The following is an 18137-nucleotide window of genomic DNA, read 5'->3' as shown; positions in this document are numbered from 1 at the left end:
TTAAGGAAGTAATAGACATTTTCGCGAAAAAAATGTAACATCCTTGTTGTGAGTCTTCTGAATAGGATTAACTGGGGAGGGAGTAATAATCTAACTATAAGTTAAAATGTGTTGATTGAACTGGGGAGAAGGAGATGGAATATGTATTCGAAGAAATTAAGAACGGCAGTATCCATGGTTATGGTCGTATTATTATCGTTATTAAGTGTGCTTGAGGTATCAGCCGCCCCGTTCAGAGCAGGGGTAATCTCGAATGACCAGCTCCCGGACGGCACACAAAGGATTACGGTCAATAGTGTAGTAGATGTGACTTATAGCGATCTTAAGGTTCTAAATGAGGTTAAGTTCGTACTTATGAAAGAAGATGCCCAGATAGCCAGTAAGGTGAAGGCGAGAAGTGAAGCCAAGCTGACTGTGCTGGATGCAGTGTATACTTCTATGGAGTACAATTATCTTTCTTTTGAAGGGCTGGCTGCCGGTGAGGAATATTCTCTCCATGCCGAATATACGGGCGAGCAGGGGCTGGTGGTGACACCCCCGCAGAGCATCCGGGTGCCTTCAGCTACGGGGATTGATATCTCTGTAGAACGGATGACTAAGGATTCCAATACATATGAAAGTGCTACACAACCGGAGATCCGCAGCGATGATAAGAATGTAAGGCTTACCATCCTGAATAATGGTGTTCCGCTTGTGAATGGATCTGTGGCGGTATGGATGAATTATCAGTCTTATAACTATACCACGGATGCGAACGGACAGATTCAGCTTAGGGATAATCATCAATTATCTATGAATAGTCCGGTAATGTTCGTATTGCTTAAGCAGGGAAGCGAACAGTATGAGGCTAAGCCTATCTATGTAACTGATCGGGAGCAAGCGGGTACATATATGGTGGCTGTCCGTTATCTGGATGCCAAGGGGAAGCTGTTCACTCAGCCGTTCCTGACTAACTCCGGACTCAGTGGAATGGTGAATCAGTTTGCGGTGCCGGGATATACGGTGCTGGTATTCAGAACGGGAGAGGTGTCTGGAGACTATAAAGCTTATATAGCCACTGAGGACCGTGAAGCTTACATGTTCCAGCTTCCTGCCTCTTCATTGTACGCAACGGAAGACGGGCTACACAAAGAAATCATCAAGGATGCCAGTGACTACAGCCGGATCAGCTTCCGTGCCTCCTTGGACGGTGAGCCTGTATATGTAGAGAACTATTCTCTCATTGATAATACCAGGTACAAGCAGATTGGCGATGCAAGAGGTGCTAAGCTCTTTTTCGGGCAAAGTATCTATCTTGAGAAGAATAAGGAATATGAATTCACGTCGCTTGCTAGAAATCGTGATACCGGCGTCAATATCTTATTCCGCAATAAAATCACTCCGACTGAAGCAAAACATGAAATATTCTATGATGGACATTCCCGGGATTTCAGCAAGCTGCAACTTCAGATACCGGCTATGGGGATGGGGCGTGGTAAAATAAACATTTCTTATCTGAACGAAAGATATAACTATAACCAGATCAGTATGAATCTTGCTGTAGGCGATCATCTGTATGTACCTAAGGGTGAAGAAATTCACCGCTTGACGGCAAACACTACTTTTGGCGGTGCGGATTCTAACAGCAATCCGAATGAACTTGTATTGAGTTCATACTTCACTCCGTCAGATAATGAGTATACCATCCGTGGAGGCAGTACTTATAAGGCCGGAATCAGCTTCCGGGTTCCGGGTTCCAATTATTATGACGAGGCTGAACTCCGCAATCAGGTAGTTCTGGGCGAGAGTGTAGATGTTCTGGTGAAGGTGACAGATGAGTACGAGAATCGTCTTGATCTCAGCAGTAATTATAAGCTGGTCATCACAGATGAGAGCGGTGCAGTGATCTCGGATGACTCTCTCTATTGGTCTACTGAGGAACAGGAAGGCAATCCGCAGCGAATCAACATGCGGAATTGGAAGCCTGCCAAATCAGGCACGTATAAGGTTCAATTATTCCCAAACACCTGGATAAATAATGGTTATGTTCAGGGGGACTTGCTGAGTGAGGCTGAGCTGAAGGTTCTGCCGAAGAACGAATTGGATATTGAGATTAGAGGCAATGACGGCAAGCTGGTGGATCTGGTAGACAAGCCATACCTGACCGTTGACCAGGCGCAGAAGGTAACGATTACTGTACGCCAGCATGATACGGGTGCCCAGGGGCAACCGGTGGCAGGAGTGCAGATCCGCCGTTATGATGAGGTGCTTGGCACCACCGATGAGCAGGGAACGTTCACCATTCCGGCTGACAAGGCTTCTTATATAGGAGAGCTGTATTTTAAGAAGACTGATTATTTAGCTAAAAGTGTGTACGTAGCGATCATTGATCCGCAATCGCAGGCTGTCATCCGTGTACGGGGTCTCGATAAGGCGGAAGGCGGGAACTATGCGGGCGGGATTCCGCTCGATAATGCGAATATCCAGGCTATAGTGAAAAGAAGCGACGGAACTTCTGCTACCGCCTCTTCTTACATTCGCACTCCCGGATCACAGGGATTCCTGGTAGTAGATTCTCCTTCTGCCGTAGATGTTGATTTCATACGCTACAACAGAAGCCATAATGGAGTTGAGTCCAAATATGGTTACTACATGTATGGCTCCATTAACACAGAACCCGGCAAGGATTATTCGCTGGTGCTGGATGCAAGACAAGAGCTTCAGGAAGTCAGCAAGGTTCTATTAGATCAGCCGACAGATGAGTTGTATGTGGTGCGGCGGGACTTGGCAGGGGCGGATTATATCCCTTATGTTATCGACAGTAATCCTGCAGATGAGAATTATTTCTACGCAACTCAAGGAACCTATAGCATGCTGGCACATACCCGGTCGGACACTTTTGTATACCGTGATCAGGTGGTAATCGGTGCAGGAGACAATAGCTTGTCGATGGATGATAGTGCGTCCGCGCTGGCTACGCTGGTGGCGCCTGAATCGGGGACCATCTATGCGGTTAAATATACGACTGCGGGCCAATCGACACTCCAGGGCTATGCGTTCAATGCCAATCAGGTACAAGTTACCCCTGGCGATGTAGTAGTATCTGTAGACCAAATCAAGGGTGCCATCGAATACCAGTACGATATTCATTTCGCACCTGGAACGCTGCAAGCAGGCACACTAACCCAGATTGCGCCACCGGCCTTGAAAGGGCTGGATATTGTAGGGTTGCAGAATGGAAAATTAATCCGGCCCGCAGGTACGACCTTGCTTGAGATTGGACTGGTCGATACGGCAGGCAACTCCATCGGACAAATCAAGAAGCCGCAAATTCTGGTTGCCAATGGCGGATCAAGCAGAGGCAGCAAGAGTCTGTCCCCGGACAAGGCTACCTATGAGCTTCAGGACGAAGCGGGGAAAGTGCTCTCTACAGAGACGATACAAGGCTACCCGCTAATGGCGGTCTCTTATAATTATGCAGATAACAAATTTTTGACGGACGGTACTTATGTGATCAAAGCTTCGATGACTATTGATGGACAGACCTATACCCTGGACAAAAAAGTAATCCTGGAGTCGTCTGGAGGTACTGTGGTTAATCCGGCCCCGAACCCGCCGGGAAGCGATAATGGTGGTAGCGGCGGCAACACCGGTACGAATCCAAATCCTGCACCGGCACCAGGAGGAAGCGGGCCGGGAGCACCTGGACCAGCAGCAACACCGGCTGCTCCGGCTCCGGCTGCGGCAACAGGGAATGACGCGAATGTTCAGCAGCAGAATGACAAGCTGCAGGACTTGCTGAAGAATACTTCCGGCTCTGCGGCAGAGAAGGCTTCGGCGGCCCAGAATGCGCTGTCCAGCATTGCCGAGTCACTCAAATCGGCTAACACGCCTGCACAGGCTGAACAGAACAGTAAGAGTCTGTCTCAGGCCATGGGCACAGCAGCGCAGCTGCTGGGAACTATTCAGGATTCCTCAGAGAAACAGAAGATTGTGAGTTCAATTACTCAATTGATAGGAAGTGCGCCTTATTTACTGAACAAGCTGGATAGCTCCAGCAAGGCAGTAGAGGTTGCCCAGGCCCTTATTAATAATGCGGCTGCGGTGCTGAATAACGCGCAGGGCATCAAGGCTGAAGAGGTTCAGAAGCTGAAGGATGCTGTTATTCATTCCAGCCAGGCCGTGCTTAACAAGGCTGGCGAAGTTACAATTACCAAAGAAAATGTAGCTGTAGAAGGAAATGCCGTCTCTTCACAGCTGGATGCGGGATTCATCAGCGCACAGATTGAAACGGCCAAGCAGGCATTAGCATCAGTCGCTGGAGAGCTGACAAGCAAGCTTGGGGCCGGAACAGCTGCTGACCTCAAGCTGAGCCTGACGGTGAAGGTACCTCCGGTGGATAAAGGGATTCATAAGCTCAACACCACGCTTCCCTCCGAGATTCTTACCCTGGTGCGGGAGAATGATATTGCCGGATTGAAGATTCAAATGGATCAGACGGCATTTACCATTGAGCCGGATACCTTCGGTAAGGTTGAGGCAGGCCAGAAGATTAATCTGGCAGCAGAAGTTGTACAGAATGCTGTGATTAACAAACCCCGTCAGGCAGAACCGCTGGCTAACATCCCAGTGATGGAATTCAGTGCTTCTGTTGGCGGCCAGCCGGTGAAGAGCTTCGCTAAGCCGATCGATGTGACCTTTGATGTGTCAGCCATTGATATTTCGAAATATTCGGAGGCGAATCTGGAGAATCTGACCGTGTACGTCCTGAATGAGGAGAGTCTTACCTGGGAAGCGGTTGGGGGTAAATATGATCCTGTTACTCAAACTGTAACTGCGCCGAGAGGACACTTCAGCAAGTACACTGTGATGCTTGGAGCTGCTGTATTCACAGATGTGCCTGCCAGTCACTGGGCAGTGAAAGAGATCAACTACCTGTTGACCAAGGGAGTCCTGGACGAAGGCGGAGCATTTGCTCCATCTGACAAGATTACCCGTGAGCAGTTCGCGGCAATGATCGCCAGAGCTTACGGACTGAATGGTGAGGGAATGGTCTTGCCGTTTAAGGATATCAAGACAACGAATCCTTATGCGGATGAGATTGCTGCAGCTTACGCAGCAGGGATCATTAACGGTAAATCACCGGCAGCTTTTGACCCTGAGGCAACCATCACCCGTGAGGAGATTGCAACGATGCTTGCACGGGCACTTACAACGTATAACGGCAAATCGGCTGTTGCCCAGCCGGAAGCATTGATTGCCTCCTTCACAGATGGAGCCAAAATATCGAAATGGGCGGCATCCAGTGTGGCATTGACCAAGAGTATGCATCTGTTCGAAGGCTTCGGGGATCAGAGCTTCCGTCCTGCCCAGACCGCCAGTAAAGCAGAGGCTGCGGCCTTGATCTACCGGTTATATCAGTTGAAATACTGAATGATATCTAAACTCAAAAAAGCAGCGGTTCTCCCGGTATTGGAGAATCGCTGCTTTGTGTTGTGGTCAAAAGTCTGAGCTGTATAACTACAGGATCACTCCCGCCTCCGCTCAGGAATCACAAAGGATACCGTAGTGCCAACTTCGGGCTGGCTGCGGATGACGAGGCCTTCGCCGTAGAGCTGAGTCAGGCGCCGGTTGGTGTTCAGCAGGCCGATGCCGCGGTGGGCCCGGAAGGTGTCGTCGAGCAGACGGGCCACCTGTTCCCCGCTCATGCCCTTGCCGTTGTCCTCCACTTCGAAGGAGGTGTATCCCTTCTGGCGGTGAATGCGGACCTGGAGCTTGCCTCCGGCTTTGCGGCTCAGCAGGCCGTGTCTGACGGCGTTCTCCACCAGCGGCTGTAGGGTGAGCGGAGGAAGCAGCAGCTCGATGCCGGGATCAACCTCCCATTCGATCTGCAGACGTTCCTCGAAGCGGGCCTTCTCAATGAAGAGATAGGATTCTACCAGCTCCAGCTCATGGGATAATCCGACGAGCTGCTGCGAGTTCATATAATCGAAGCTGATGCGCAGGTAGGAGGAGAAGGCTTCTCCGAGATCGCGCATCTTCGGCTGGTCGAATTCACTCAGCGCCATCAGTGCGTTCAGCGTGTTGAACAGGAAGTGCGGCTGAATCTGTGCCTGCAGGTAAGCTGCCTCCATCCGCAGGCTCTGGTTGATGGACTGCTTCAGTCCGGTCAGCGAGCGGACCCGGTACTTCAGCTCCAGCGCGTCCACCGGCTTGGCGACATAATCGTTGGCCCCGGCCAGGAAGCCGGTATAGATGTCCGCCGGCTGGTTGCGGGCGGTGAGCAGCAGGATCGGCAGCTCCGAGAGGGAGAAGCGCTGCCGGACGATCCGTGTTAATTCATAGCCGGACATATACGGCATCATCACATCGGCGATCAGCAGATCCCACGGCTCGGTGCCAAGCAGCTCCAAGGCTTCCCCGGCGCTGGTGGCGGTGACCAATTGATAATGCTCTGCCGAGAGCATGCTGGAGAGCACCTTCAGATTGACCGGATCATCATCGACAGCCAGGATCAGAGACTTGGCCGACTGAGAGGCGTCCTGTATCTGCGGCGGAGCCGTTAACTCTATAGGGACTGTGAGATTGCGGATATCGGACTGTTGTAATAGCAGCCGGTTCTCCTCAAGCAGCAGTCCCTTCAGATCCGGGTTGTCCGGCTGCCTTGCGGCATCTGTATCCTGACCTGTCCTCTCCCGGGCCCCGGCAGAGGAGGCCAGCGGAAGAGTGAAGGTGAACACGGACCCTTTTCCCGGCTCAGAGTCTAGTGTAAGGTCTCCTCCGTGCAGCTCCGTCAGCTGCTTGCTGATGCTTAAGCCCAGACCGATGCCGCCTCCGTCAATGATGCCTTTGCTGCCCTGTTCATAGGGCGAGAAGATCCGCGCCTGCGTCTCCTTGTCGATCCCTGCCCCGGTATCGGCTACACTAATCCAAGCAAGCTTGCCGTCGTTAACGGCGGAGACGGTGACTGTTCCGGCCTGCGTGTATTTGATGGCATTGTGCAGCAGGTTATACAGAATCTGCACAATCCGCTTCTCATCACCCCAGACCGGTGGCAATGAAGCGGGCAGCTCATTACGCAGCTGCAGGCGTTTGCCTTCGATCATGAATTCGAACATCCCCAGTACGCCCGAGACCAGTGAACCCATGGCCAGCGGCTCACGCTGCAGCACAATCCGCTTTTCCTGCAGACGGGTCACATCGAGCAGATCGTTAAGCATCAGGGACATCCTGTGGCTGATCGTAATGAGCAGCTCCAGATCCTTAGAGCTCTGTTCGTCCAGCACCTGTTGTTCCTTGGAGGCTACAGTCTGAGCAATGCTGATAATGCCGTGCAGCGGTGTCCGCAGCTCATGGGAGGTATTCGCCAGGAATTCGTCCTTCTTCTGGTCGCTCTCCTTCAGTTGCTGGTTGAGCAGCCGGTTCTCCTCTGCATTGCGGAAGTACCGCTTGAACCAGTAGGAGGAGAAGCCAATAATTGCGGCAATGACATCTATAGGATAATACAGGATACTTCCCTTGGCATTGGATTCCATGGCCCCGCCAATGACGCTGGAGCCGATAGCGGCGGCAGCAAACAGCAGGAAGAAGGAATCCTGCTCCTGCCGCATCACCATCCGGCCTATAGAATAGATGACTCCGACTACCGGAAGCAGGTAGAGGACGGAGAATAACAGTCTGGCATAGACCACGTAATGTGCCGGTAAGATCAGAACATAGGCGGTATAGACCAGGAGACCCAGCAGATAGATTTTGAACAGACGGCCGGGGCGCTCGTAGGCAGAGAAGCTGCGCGTCAGCAGTAGCATGAACAGGGACAACGCAGGATAGGCCAGCATTTTGAGCTTCAGTGCCCAGGTATAGTTAATGGGGAACCAGAGCAGGAGAATCGTATCGTTATCGGCTACAATGGTAGTTGCTACTGCCATCAGCAGGAGGAAGAAGAGCAGGAACGCCCGCTGCTTCCGGTTAAAAAAGAATAAAATCCCCGCATACAGCGCATGCAGCAGCATGATCATGAACGCCACCAGCTGGAAGCCGAGTGAATACATTCGTTCGCTATCCACCGCTGCTTGGGAGCCGAAACGGATCGACCTCACAATCCCGCCCTCCAGCGGATGGTCGTAGTTGGCTGCCCGGACGAGGAGAACGATCTCCTGTCTTCCCGGATTCTCGTAGGCTGCGGTGTAAGAGACCGCCTTAGGGATATAGTCCCCGCTATCCGTGGACAGCTTCCCGAAGCTGGTCTCTCTCTGCTCGTTAATATCGATGCTGGAGGTGGCCTGAATCCGCTGAATCCAGAAGCCGTAAGATTCGGTCTGTGACGGGTCTATAAGGATACGCAGCTTGTATGTACCGTAGCCCAGAGAGGATTGCTCCCCTTCCGGGAAGCCGCTGCTCCAATCACCGGGAACCTGGACAACATGCGGTGTGGCCGCAGCAAGTGCGGCGGAATCCTCATAGCCCAGGAGCTGGCCGGGATAGAACTCCCATTCTCCATCCAGCTGAATGGACGGGGAATTCACGAAGTCCCAGCCCCGCATATCCAGCACACCTTGCTGTGCCTCGGGATGCTCAGACGCCGTATTGGCATTGAACCACAGATCGCGCAGACTGATCAGAATGGTTAAGTAGAGAAGCAGCAATAGAGCATGCTTAGGGTTGAATCTGGCTTTTGTCTTCATTAGGTGTGTACTCATCGAGGTTATCTTCATCATACGGTTTCAATTCGACATCTGTGATAGTTATCCTGCTTACCCCCAGATGCCAATCAGCAGAATTCCGCAGAAAATGACGACCGAGCATATCATCCGCCGCAGGCCCTGCCGCTCCTTCAAGAGCAGCACACCGAGGAGCGTAGCGAATATGGTTCCGATCTCTCTCAGCGGGCTGATGTGGGCGAGCGGTGCTTGCTGAAGTGCGAACAGGAACAGCAGATAGGAGCCCGGATTCAGCACGCTGCCCAGCAGGATGGTGAATTTGTTGCGGCGCCACTCTTCAAGCAGCTTCCGCGATCTCAGGACCGCGGGGGTCAGTCCGGCCACGAAGCCGATATTGGTCACCTCAAGCAGCGCCAGCGGCGACATATGCTGAAGATTCAGCTTATCGACGAACACGTAGCAGGTGGTGCATAATCCTACGCAGAGGGCCATGAGTATCGGTGTGTAGTAGCCGAGGGTGGTGCCGGAGCCGGATGAAGCCGGGAGGCTTCTTCTTGCGCCGATTCCGCTGAGGACAGCGAAGCCGCCGAGCATGCAGCAGATCCCGATCCAGCCGTAGACAGACAAGGATTCCTTCAGGAAAATAACGCCGATCAGCGGGATCAGCAGCGTGCTTGTCCCCCGCATCACCGGGTAGATCTGGGACAGGTCGCCCATCTCATAGGTTATGGATAAAAGCCAGGAATATAAGGCCTGCAGCGCCACAGACAGCAGCAGCAGGGCGTAAGCACCAGCGGCCAGCGGCTGTGTCCACAGCTCGATAAGCAGGACCGGCAGCAGCAGCACTGTGGAGACCATCATGATCGACCACAGGAAGATGCTTTTATTCAGGCTTCTTTTGGTGAACATGCTCCACACTGCGTGGCACATTCCGGAAGCCAGCACCAAAAGAATTGGCAGCAGCATGGATAGTCAACCCCTCAGGAAGTAGTTAGTGTTGTGAATCGGCAGCAGAGAGAGGTGTATGGGCAGGCTGTTCAGTGCACCGGGAGCCGTCTGCCAGCCGGAGCCAGGTATCGAAGGACGGATGGTCCTGCTCTAGACGGATGACGCGCGCGCCCCGCTTGAGGTTGTCGTGCCCGTAAGTATTATAGCCGGTTGCCCGGCCATAGCTGAGGCGGATGCCATGCAGCGTGCCGGTGAAATCATTGATATGGTCATGTCCGCAAAAGGTGCCTGCCACATCGCCCATCTCTACGAGCGTAGCGAATAACCCTGAATTCAGAACCGGGGCGCAGACCCGTTCATACTTGTGTCCGTAGCAGGTCTGGGTATTCCACATCTCGTCATATTCGGGCAGCGGGATATGGAAGAACGCCAGCGCAGGCCGCTTCCCTTGACCTTCTCCGGGATTCAGCCGCGCAGACTGCTCTGCCAGCCAATCCATCTGGTTACGCCGGACCCAGCTATACCCGGGAATCTGCTCCAGCGGAGAGTAGGCACCCGTATCGAGCATATAGAGGATGGCTCCCGCATGATTGCCCGCGCCCTCAATCTCCAGAACGTAATTGCTTGAACCGGCAAGCTCCGCCGGACCAGCCTCAGCCAGACACTGCGGGGACTCCTGAGCAATCTCCATCAGCTCGCTGTAGGTCACTCCGTTCTCCGTGTCGTGGTTGCCGAATACGAACGCCCAAGGCACACCGGAATTCACTACAGCAGCCACGGCATCGCGGAAGGCCTGCTTGGGGTCCTGGCAAGGAAGCTCGCCTTCACGGACCGGGCCCGTATAGATCGTATCCCCTGTGAAAATAACCAGGTCCGGCTGCTCCGCCTTCAGCACCAGCTCCATCAGCTCCCGGGTCTGCTGATCCTCTGCTCTTCCATCCATCCAGTGGAGGTCGGTGAACTGTACGATGGTGAAGGTACCGTCTGGCCGAAATGATAATTTACTGTTCATGCGGGAAATCCCCTCTCTTGTCAATCCGATTATGGGTTAAGCGGTAAGGCGTGTGATGTAATAGTGCGGTGTTTGTTGATTCAATGTGTTGTTGATTTGTGTTACTTTATGTTGTTTCATGTTGATTTTAGGCTCGGATGGTTATTCTGTCAAGCTTCATTTCGTGCTGGTTGTATTCTCTGCAATAGAATTAGCACGAGATTAGGCAAAAGCTCATTCTGCTGTAGTTCATACATTAGATTTCACTAATATAGCTTCAAAACCTCTTTTTAGCAGAATTCTAGTGTACAAAGTGCAGCAGAGGCTATTTTTCGGAAGATTTTGGAGTAATCTGCTGTATAAAGTACAATGTGTGCCACACCTACATGCCTACCAAGGATTTTTCTGTGGCAAGGGGTCCGCATTGACAAGTGGAATTCAGATTCATATACTGGTGAAAACAACATCAATACACTAGAAACAACATTCCAACTAGGGATACCCAACATACATTTTTTTGTACTAACTAGTAGAGAATCAGAAATAAATAAGTGATTTCATTCCATAAATATGGTATGGTATGAAGCTGCGTTCTTAGCAAAGCAACAGGGATAAGTGTATTCTGTGCAACTAAAAACAGTGAAACGGGTGGGCTTCCTCTTCTAATTGTAGTTCGTACAACTAAATTTGTCCGGATGGGCGAAAATCCAGATATAGAGGCATTTTAATTGCAGGAACTACAACTAAACGGAGATTTGACAGCACATAAGGCGATTTAGTTGTACAAATTGCAATTAAGCCTCCCCCTTGCCCACTAAACGGGCGCGGTAAACCCTTAGCAAGCCATTAGTTAGTTAAAGAAATTAAAAATACAATCACTATAAAATCCATAACGACTGGAGGAAGCATAGATGTCGCTGACCTATGAAGAACGCAAGCACACGATTCTGTCCCAGCTGGAGCTTGCGGGGAAGGTGCAGGTGCATTTTCTTGCGGAACGGTTCGGGGTGACGACGGAGACGATCCGGCGCGATCTTGACCGGCTGGAGAAGGAAGGCCGGCTGCGCAAGGTGTACGGGGGAGCGGTGCGAATCCGCTCGGAGAATCATGAGCCTACGTTCATGAAGCGCGCCCAGATGCATCTGCCGGGCAAGCAGGCCATCGGCAGGCTGGCAGCTTCACTTATTCAAGATGGCGAGACGGTCATCCTCGATAACGGGACAACGACCCTTGAGATTATGCGCGCGCTTAAGGACCGTACACAGGTGACGGTGATCACGAACTCTGTTCCCGTGCTGAATTGTGCGCTGGAGCAGTTTGCGGGGAGGGTTATTTTTGCCGGGGGTGAGGTGAATGCAGGGTATCAGGCAGCAGTAGGAGGCACCGCCCATGATCTGCTGGGTCAGTTCAAGGTGAATAAGGCGTTCATCTCTGCCGGAGGGATCTCGCTCTCGGAGGGAATCACCGACTACCATCTGGAGGAAGCCCTCATCTCCCGCAAAATGATGGAACGGGCCGAGGAATCCATTCTGGTCGCGGATCATTCCAAATTCGGCATCACTACCTTTGCCCAGATTGCTCCGCTCGAGCATATCTCCATGGTGCTGACGGACAGCGGCTGCTCTGCGGAATGGAAGGATACTTTTGCCCGGCTCGATATCGAGCTGCTGACCGGGGCGTAACGCAGAGCTGTGCAATATAAATAGCGCCAATCCATACACTTATGAAGTGTAGGATTGGCGCTATTTGTTATGACTATGGGTAGGGTCAGCCGATCCAGATCCGCTGCGTGCTATGGTCGCTGGAGCTTGCGCCGAGCATAATATCGAAGTCTCCAGGCTCGAACACGAGCTGATCATCCTGGCCATAGAACATGAGCATGTCTCTGGTGATCTCGAAGGACACCGTCTGCTTCTCATGCGGGGCAAGGGTAATCTGCTTGAAGCCCTTCAGCTCTTTGCCGGGACGGACCACACTTGCGGTAACATCGCGGATATAGAGCTGAACGGTCTCCTTGCCGGTAACCTCCGAGGTGTTCTCCACCTGGATGGAGGCAAGCACCTTGCCGTCTGCCGCAGCTTCTACCGTAAAGCCGCTGTAGGCAAACGTAGAATAGCTCAGGCCGTAGCCGAAGCAGAACAGCGGATCATTCGGAATATCCAGATAACGGGTTACATAACGCACATTCGGATACTGGGGATCATAAGGGCGTCCCGTCTGATATGCGTTATAGTACACCGGAATCTGTCCCACGGAGTAAGGGAAGCTCATGGAGAGGCGTCCAGACGGATTATAATCTCCGAACAGCACATCTGCAATGGAATTCCCCGACTCGGTGCCGAGGAACCAGGCCTGTACCAGCGCGTCACTTGATTCAAGCACTGGTGCAAGCTCCAGCGGGCGGCCGCTGAACACAATGGTGACCACCGGCTTGCCGGTTGCCTTGAGGCGGTGGATCAGCTTCTCCTGATTGGCGGACAGCCGCAGGCTGGCCTTGCTGCCGCCTTCTCCGGTATCCTGCTGATTCTCGCCGACTGCGGCCAGAATGACATCGCAGTCCTTCAGCTGTTCGTAAGCCGCTTCGGAAGCATCCTCCACATCGAATACACCCTCCAGCATACTTCCCAGCTCGCCGGTCATGGCTGTGAGCAGGTCCGCTGCCGGGATTTTGCCGGTGATGCCCGTGTATAGGGAGACCGCAGGGTCTTTCTCGGTACCGGCCCAGCCGCCAAGAACATTGATCGAGGTAGCGAAGGGACCGGCGAGGCCGATTTTCATGCCGCGCTTCAGCGGCAGGACTCCGCCTTCGTTCTTCAGCAGAACGATCGAGCGGGCGCCCATCTCGCGTGCCGCCTGAAGGTGCTCAGGACTTGGCTTATCGGCTTCGTCAGCTACAGGGTCGGCATCCTTGAACGGATTGTCGAACAGGCCGAGGGCATCCTTAAGCTCCAGTACCCGCGTAACCGCTTCGTCGATGAGGCGGAGGTCGAGCAGACCTTCCTGGACCAGCGAGGCAGCATGGTTCAGATAGTGGGTGGACATCATCTCGATATCAAGTCCCGCTACCAGGCTCTTCAGGGCAGCTTCACGTCCGTCTTGCGCTGCGCCGTGGGGCACCAGCTCGTTCACGGAGTTGAAGTCGGCGATGGTTACGCCGTCGAAGCCCCATTCCTCGCGGAGAATACCGCGCAGGAGCTTGCTGTTGCCGCTGGATGGAATGCGGTCAATGGTATTGAACGCAGCCATCACCATAGCGACACCGGCATCTACTGCCGCCTTGTAGGCTGGCAGATAGAACTCGCGGAGTACGCCGGTGGACATGTCCACCGTGTTATATTCACGGCCGCCTTCAGGCGCGCCGTAGCCGGCGAAATGCTTCACGCAGGCAGCGATCCGCCCCGGCTCCTTCAGATCCTTGCCCTGGTAGCCCCGGACCATGCTCTCAGTCACCCGGGCGTTCAGGTAAGGGTCCTCACCGGAGGTCTCCATGACCCGGCCCCAGCGCGGATCGCGTACGAGGTCGGTCATCGGAGAGAAGGTGAGGTGAATGCCGGCGGCAGCGCTCTCCCGCGCAGCTACTTCAGCGAACTGCTCACAGGCATCAAGATCGAAAGAACAGCCCATGGCGAGCGGAATCGGCAGAATGGTCCGGTAGCCGTGAATGACATCGGCCATGAAGATCAGCGGGATCTTCAAACGGCTGGATTCCAGATGCCGGGTCTGCAGCTCAATGACATTCCGTGCGCCGATACCGTTCAGAACGCTTCCGATGCTTTTGATCACCTGCGGCTCGATATTAAGCTCTTTGAATGGACCCGTCAAATCCACGGTATCATCCAGACCCCAATAGTATGGACCAAGCTGGGTAAGCTGGGCTAACTTCTCGTCTAGTGTCATATCGTTCACGAGATCCTGGATAAACGGTTTAGTCATGGCTAACTCCTTCGTAAGCGTACTGAAAGTTATTGTGTTACATAGATATGCAGCTCATCGCCGGGCAGGCTCAGCAGGTGATTTTTGGCAATGCTTACCGCGCCCGGGCGGTATGGATTCGGTAGTACCTGACCGGTTACAGCAACGCCTGCTGCCTGCACTTCCGGGGTGCGGGCCTCACCTGCGCTAATGTGATAGACGAAGGTCATCTTCTTGCCGAAGCACTCATAAGTGAAGCGCAGGCCGTCAAGGCTGGCCGGAAGGACCGGATCGATAATCAGCTCTTCTTCACTGAAGCGGATACCCAGAACGGCTGAGATCAGCTGATTAAGATAGATCCCGGGACCGCTGGAGTACAGCCGCCAGCCGCCCTTCACTTCTACGCTGCCGTCACGCAGCTGGTCGAAGTTCTCCTGATAGCTGTAGCGGTCAGGGAAGTCGCCGTCCGAGCTGCTGAAGTACATGTTACTCTGGCGCAGCTGGGCATTAGGCACACTCTGCCGGATGTTGATCGGGTTGATCTGGAACAGGCCATCCCAGGCACGCTTCGCTTTGCCCAGCTTGGCGGAAGCTTCAATATAGCGGATATGGGCATGTACATATTGCAGGCTGATCTCACGGCCGACGCTGGCTGCTTGCTCCGCACGGCGGAAGATGGTGCTTACGCCGCCTTCATAGCGGGCAGGACGGTCCATCAGGCGCACGCCATCCGGGCAGTTCAGGTGCTCGTCGATCAGGCGCAGGTTCTCTGCCGCCTGCTCCGGAGTAACCAGCTCCGCAATAATACTGCGGGTCATAGGTAGTAACCGGTAATGAATGCCGGTCTCTGTATCCAGCGGATGAAGCATATAATCAATGCTGCCGTCCTCCTGGAAGTAAGCGAAGCCGGCGATCACGCCGTCTTTGATCAGGAGGGTACGGAACGATTCCTTCATCTCTTCGGCCATAGCTGACAGGCTGGCGGAGAATTCAGGATCGGCAGAAGTCACCTGGGACAGATTGCGGATTACCTGGAAGGCAAGCGCGACCGTCCATGCGCTGACCAGCTTGGTCTTGAGCGCTTCATTGGCAGGCTGCAGGGTGTCATCCCAGTCGCCGCCGGCATAGTTGATCAGAGCTGTGCCCGGTACGAAGCGTTCACGGATGGTCTCTACAGCAGCCTTCACATGTTCGAGGACTGTCTCGGTCTGCTGGCTTGGCTGAGCGTCTGCCAGATGGTGATAGCCGATTTTCTCGTCAAGAATCGCGTAGTCTCCGGTAGCTGTGATGTAATCGCTGATGCATTTCAGCGGCCAGAGCACGACGTCGCCATGCCATTCATGGGCCTGAACCGGATGCTGGTCGAACATGAACCATTGCGGCCATTCCTTGCTCTCCCACAGCTGATGCGAGTAGATCTTCAGCAGAACATTGCGGGCCAGCTCATAGTGCTGGGTCATCAGGAAGTATTCCATTGGCCCCTGGCAGACATCGCGTGTACCCCAGGCAGCTCCGCCCGGCTGTTCAAGGCCATGCGGCATGATGAAGTGGGTCATCGCATTATGGGTGTACCACCATGCGGTCTCATTCAGAATGTCAATCCGCGCCTGCTCCGCGCCATCCAGCTCAAGCTGGAAGCCGGAAGTGAACGAAGCATAGAATTCGTTATACTGTGCCTGCTCCTTCTCCAGTGTGTAAGGGGCCGTCAGCGGAAGAGCCTCTGCTGCTGTAAGTCTGCCCTGAATCACAAGCTGGAAGCCGGAGGACTGCGTTACCGACAAGGTGAGCAGAGTGCCGTTGCGCGGTTGTCTGTCGGCAAAGAACATCCGGTCATCGCTGTAGGTATATGCGGTTCCCGGCAGCTGGATATCGAAATGCAGGCCCGGATAAGGAAGCTTCTGAAGTAATGCTTCATCAGGAAGAAGCTGCAGGATGCTGTCCTTCTCTTCCACCCGTACCGGATGCTGGAATTCATGCTCGCCCATGACCAGCTGGTTCGTGATCAGATAATCATAGGATTTGCCCAGCTTCGACTGTACCTGAAGCGCGACATCCGGCTGGCCTGCTGCTGCGATCGAAGTAACGGTCAGTACATCGTCTTCCAGCTGATAATGCCATTTCGCAAAATTCACGCCCATCTCGTAAGCCGCCGGCAGTGTAAGAATCCGGTAAACCCCGTCTATGCGGACATAGATCCGCTGACCGCTATTGCGCTGAATGTTCAGCAGGCCGCGCGGCGTAGAGAGCCCTTTATGGAAAGAGGTATTCCCCACCACGGTCTGACCGTTGAAAAGACCGTACATATAGTTAGTGGATGAGATCAGGTTGTTGTCTACCGTCTTGTCGCCCAGCAGCGAGGTGATAATATGGCCATGCGGACGTTCCACCAGCAGCTCCTTAGGCTGCAGAACCACATGGACATGCCCGTCTGTGAAGAAAGAGAGCAGCTGTCCGTTCTCCATCTCTTCAAGCTTCCGGTTAGGGAAGGTGGCATCAATCTCGGCCTGTGACCACTGTGGGGAGACATAAGGCTTGCCGATGTCGTCACTCAGCACAGGAACATCCCGGCTTGGCACGGCTTCCTTGCTGCTCCAGTCGATCTCTGCATAAGCTGCCTGCAGCTCAGCCTGGAATTCAAGCCCGGTAACAGCAGCCGGATGATTCGGACGGAACAGGCCGTAGAAGGCGAACTCAACGGGAGCCGACAGGACCATAGTCTCGGTCTGGAGTGCGGTATAAGCCAGCTCGTATTGATAATTACGGTTCTGCAGATTGCCGTTCAGCGCCTCCGGCACATAGCTTCCTTTATAGGAAATGCCGAAGAATTGCATACCATCGGTGGAATAGCCTACAGCCCGTGAACCGACTACACCCTGCTGGAGGTACGGGAAGTTAGTTCCCTGCGGCTGGTTCTGGCGCGAGCAGACGGCGTAGCCCTGCGGGCCTTCCCAGATGCTGTGATCCAGATATTGGCTCATGTACAGCTCATTGGCGAGAATGCCGCCTTTGTCTGCAATGCCGACATCCTGGCCATACACTACATCTACAGTCTCGCCGTTGCCCGAGAGCTGGAGCTGCCAGAACCAGATGCCGTCCTTGGCCGGTGCGAAGGTAACACGGTAGCTGATTGCTTCTATAGAACCTTCAAAAATCAGTTTGTCATCGGTACGGGACAGCTTGGAGCCCGACTTAATACCCAGCAGCGGATAGCTCTGGATTCCTTGCTCCGTATATACGCGCAGATAGATATTATTAGAAGAGCCGTCTGCCGGATTACCCTGGAACAGATTAATAAGAGTGGAGCCCTGCGTGAATTCAAAAATATCTCCTGTAGGCAGGAATGTATACGACAGGTCATCCCGGGTTAAGGTAATCATGTTCATTTGTTGTTTGAATATCATATCGAGCCTCGCTTTCCAGTGCTTAAGTTAGGACATGAAATCGATCAGAACGGGGGAATTCATCATCAGATGTCACAAAAAAGGGCTGACATGTCCATGTAAAGAATAAATAGAAACGTTTCCATAGGCGATACATTTCGAGTTTAGACTTTTGACTGAAAAAAGTCAATTATCTATAAAAAAAACGGGTTTTCATCTATTATGTACAGCGAAATGTAATTTTATTACTTGTTATTTAAAAATAAA

7 protein-coding genes are annotated in these 18137 nt (G+C 53.1%); 2 read left to right on the top strand and 5 right to left on the bottom strand.

The window, feature by feature from the left end; genetic code table 11:
• The first annotated feature begins 141 nt into the window (after nucleotides 1-141).
• Nucleotides 142-5412 carry an S-layer homology domain-containing protein gene (locus tag NST69_RS24120; protein WP_342547335.1) on the top strand — a complete coding sequence of 1757 codons (5271 nt, stop codon included), beginning with the start codon at nucleotides 142-144 and terminating at the stop codon, nucleotides 5410-5412.
• A 95-nt stretch (nucleotides 5413-5507) separates the two neighbouring features.
• Here NST69_RS24120 and NST69_RS24115 read toward each other — a convergent pair whose 3' ends face one another.
• The 3 genes from NST69_RS24115 to NST69_RS24105 form a co-directional block, all read right to left on the bottom strand.
• Nucleotides 5508-8663, bottom strand: coding sequence for an ATP-binding protein (locus tag NST69_RS24115; protein WP_342547334.1), 3156 nt, complete (start codon nucleotides 8661-8663; stop codon nucleotides 5508-5510).
• A 69-nt stretch (nucleotides 8664-8732) separates the two neighbouring features.
• On the bottom strand, nucleotides 8733-9605 hold the full coding sequence (locus NST69_RS24110) for an EamA family transporter (protein WP_036725981.1): 873 nt from the start codon (nucleotides 9603-9605) through the stop codon (nucleotides 8733-8735).
• A gap of 25 nt (nucleotides 9606-9630) precedes the next feature.
• Nucleotides 9631-10599, bottom strand: a complete 969-nt coding sequence (locus NST69_RS24105) for a metallophosphoesterase family protein (RefSeq protein WP_342547333.1) — start codon at nucleotides 10597-10599, stop codon at nucleotides 9631-9633.
• 890 nt (nucleotides 10600-11489) lie between these two features.
• On the opposite strand from NST69_RS24105, the gene NST69_RS24100 reads away from it, so the two are divergent.
• Complete coding sequence (locus NST69_RS24100) at nucleotides 11490-12260, top strand: DeoR/GlpR family DNA-binding transcription regulator (protein ID WP_342547332.1); 771 nt, start codon at nucleotides 11490-11492, stop codon at nucleotides 12258-12260.
• An 85-nt stretch (nucleotides 12261-12345) separates the two neighbouring features.
• Here NST69_RS24100 and bglX read toward each other — a convergent pair whose 3' ends face one another.
• Both bglX and NST69_RS24090 read right to left on the bottom strand, forming a co-directional pair.
• Nucleotides 12346-14511, bottom strand: a complete 2166-nt coding sequence (bglX, locus tag NST69_RS24095) for a beta-glucosidase BglX (protein WP_342547331.1) — start codon at nucleotides 14509-14511, stop codon at nucleotides 12346-12348.
• A 29-nt stretch (nucleotides 14512-14540) separates the two neighbouring features.
• Nucleotides 14541-17891, bottom strand: a complete 3351-nt coding sequence (locus NST69_RS24090) for a cellobiose phosphorylase (RefSeq protein ID WP_342547330.1) — start codon at nucleotides 17889-17891, stop codon at nucleotides 14541-14543.
• Between the last annotated feature and the right edge of the window lie 246 nt (nucleotides 17892-18137).

The organism is Paenibacillus sp. FSL P2-0089 (genome assembly GCF_038595095.1).
GTDB lineage: Bacteria > Bacillota > Bacilli > Paenibacillales > Paenibacillaceae > Paenibacillus_AQ > Paenibacillus_AQ silagei.
This window is presented reverse-complemented; position numbering and strand designations above follow the sequence as displayed.

Coding starts and splice junctions, on each gene's coding strand:
- NST69_RS24120 (WP_342547335.1), top strand. CDS start 142: ATGTATTCGAAGAAATTAAGAACGGCAGTATCCATGGTTATGGTCGTA.
- NST69_RS24115 (WP_342547334.1), bottom strand. CDS start 8,663: ATGAAGACAAAAGCCAGATTCAACCCTAAGCATGCTCTATTGCTGCTT.
- NST69_RS24110 (WP_036725981.1), bottom strand. CDS start 9,605: ATGCTGCTGCCAATTCTTTTGGTGCTGGCTTCCGGAATGTGCCACGCA.
- NST69_RS24105 (WP_342547333.1), bottom strand. CDS start 10,599: ATGAACAGTAAATTATCATTTCGGCCAGACGGTACCTTCACCATCGTA.
- NST69_RS24100 (WP_342547332.1), top strand. CDS start 11,490: ATGTCGCTGACCTATGAAGAACGCAAGCACACGATTCTGTCCCAGCTG.
- bglX (WP_342547331.1), bottom strand. CDS start 14,511: ATGACTAAACCGTTTATCCAGGATCTCGTGAACGATATGACACTAGAC.
- NST69_RS24090 (WP_342547330.1), bottom strand. CDS start 17,891: ATGATATTCAAACAACAAATGAACATGATTACCTTAACCCGGGATGAC.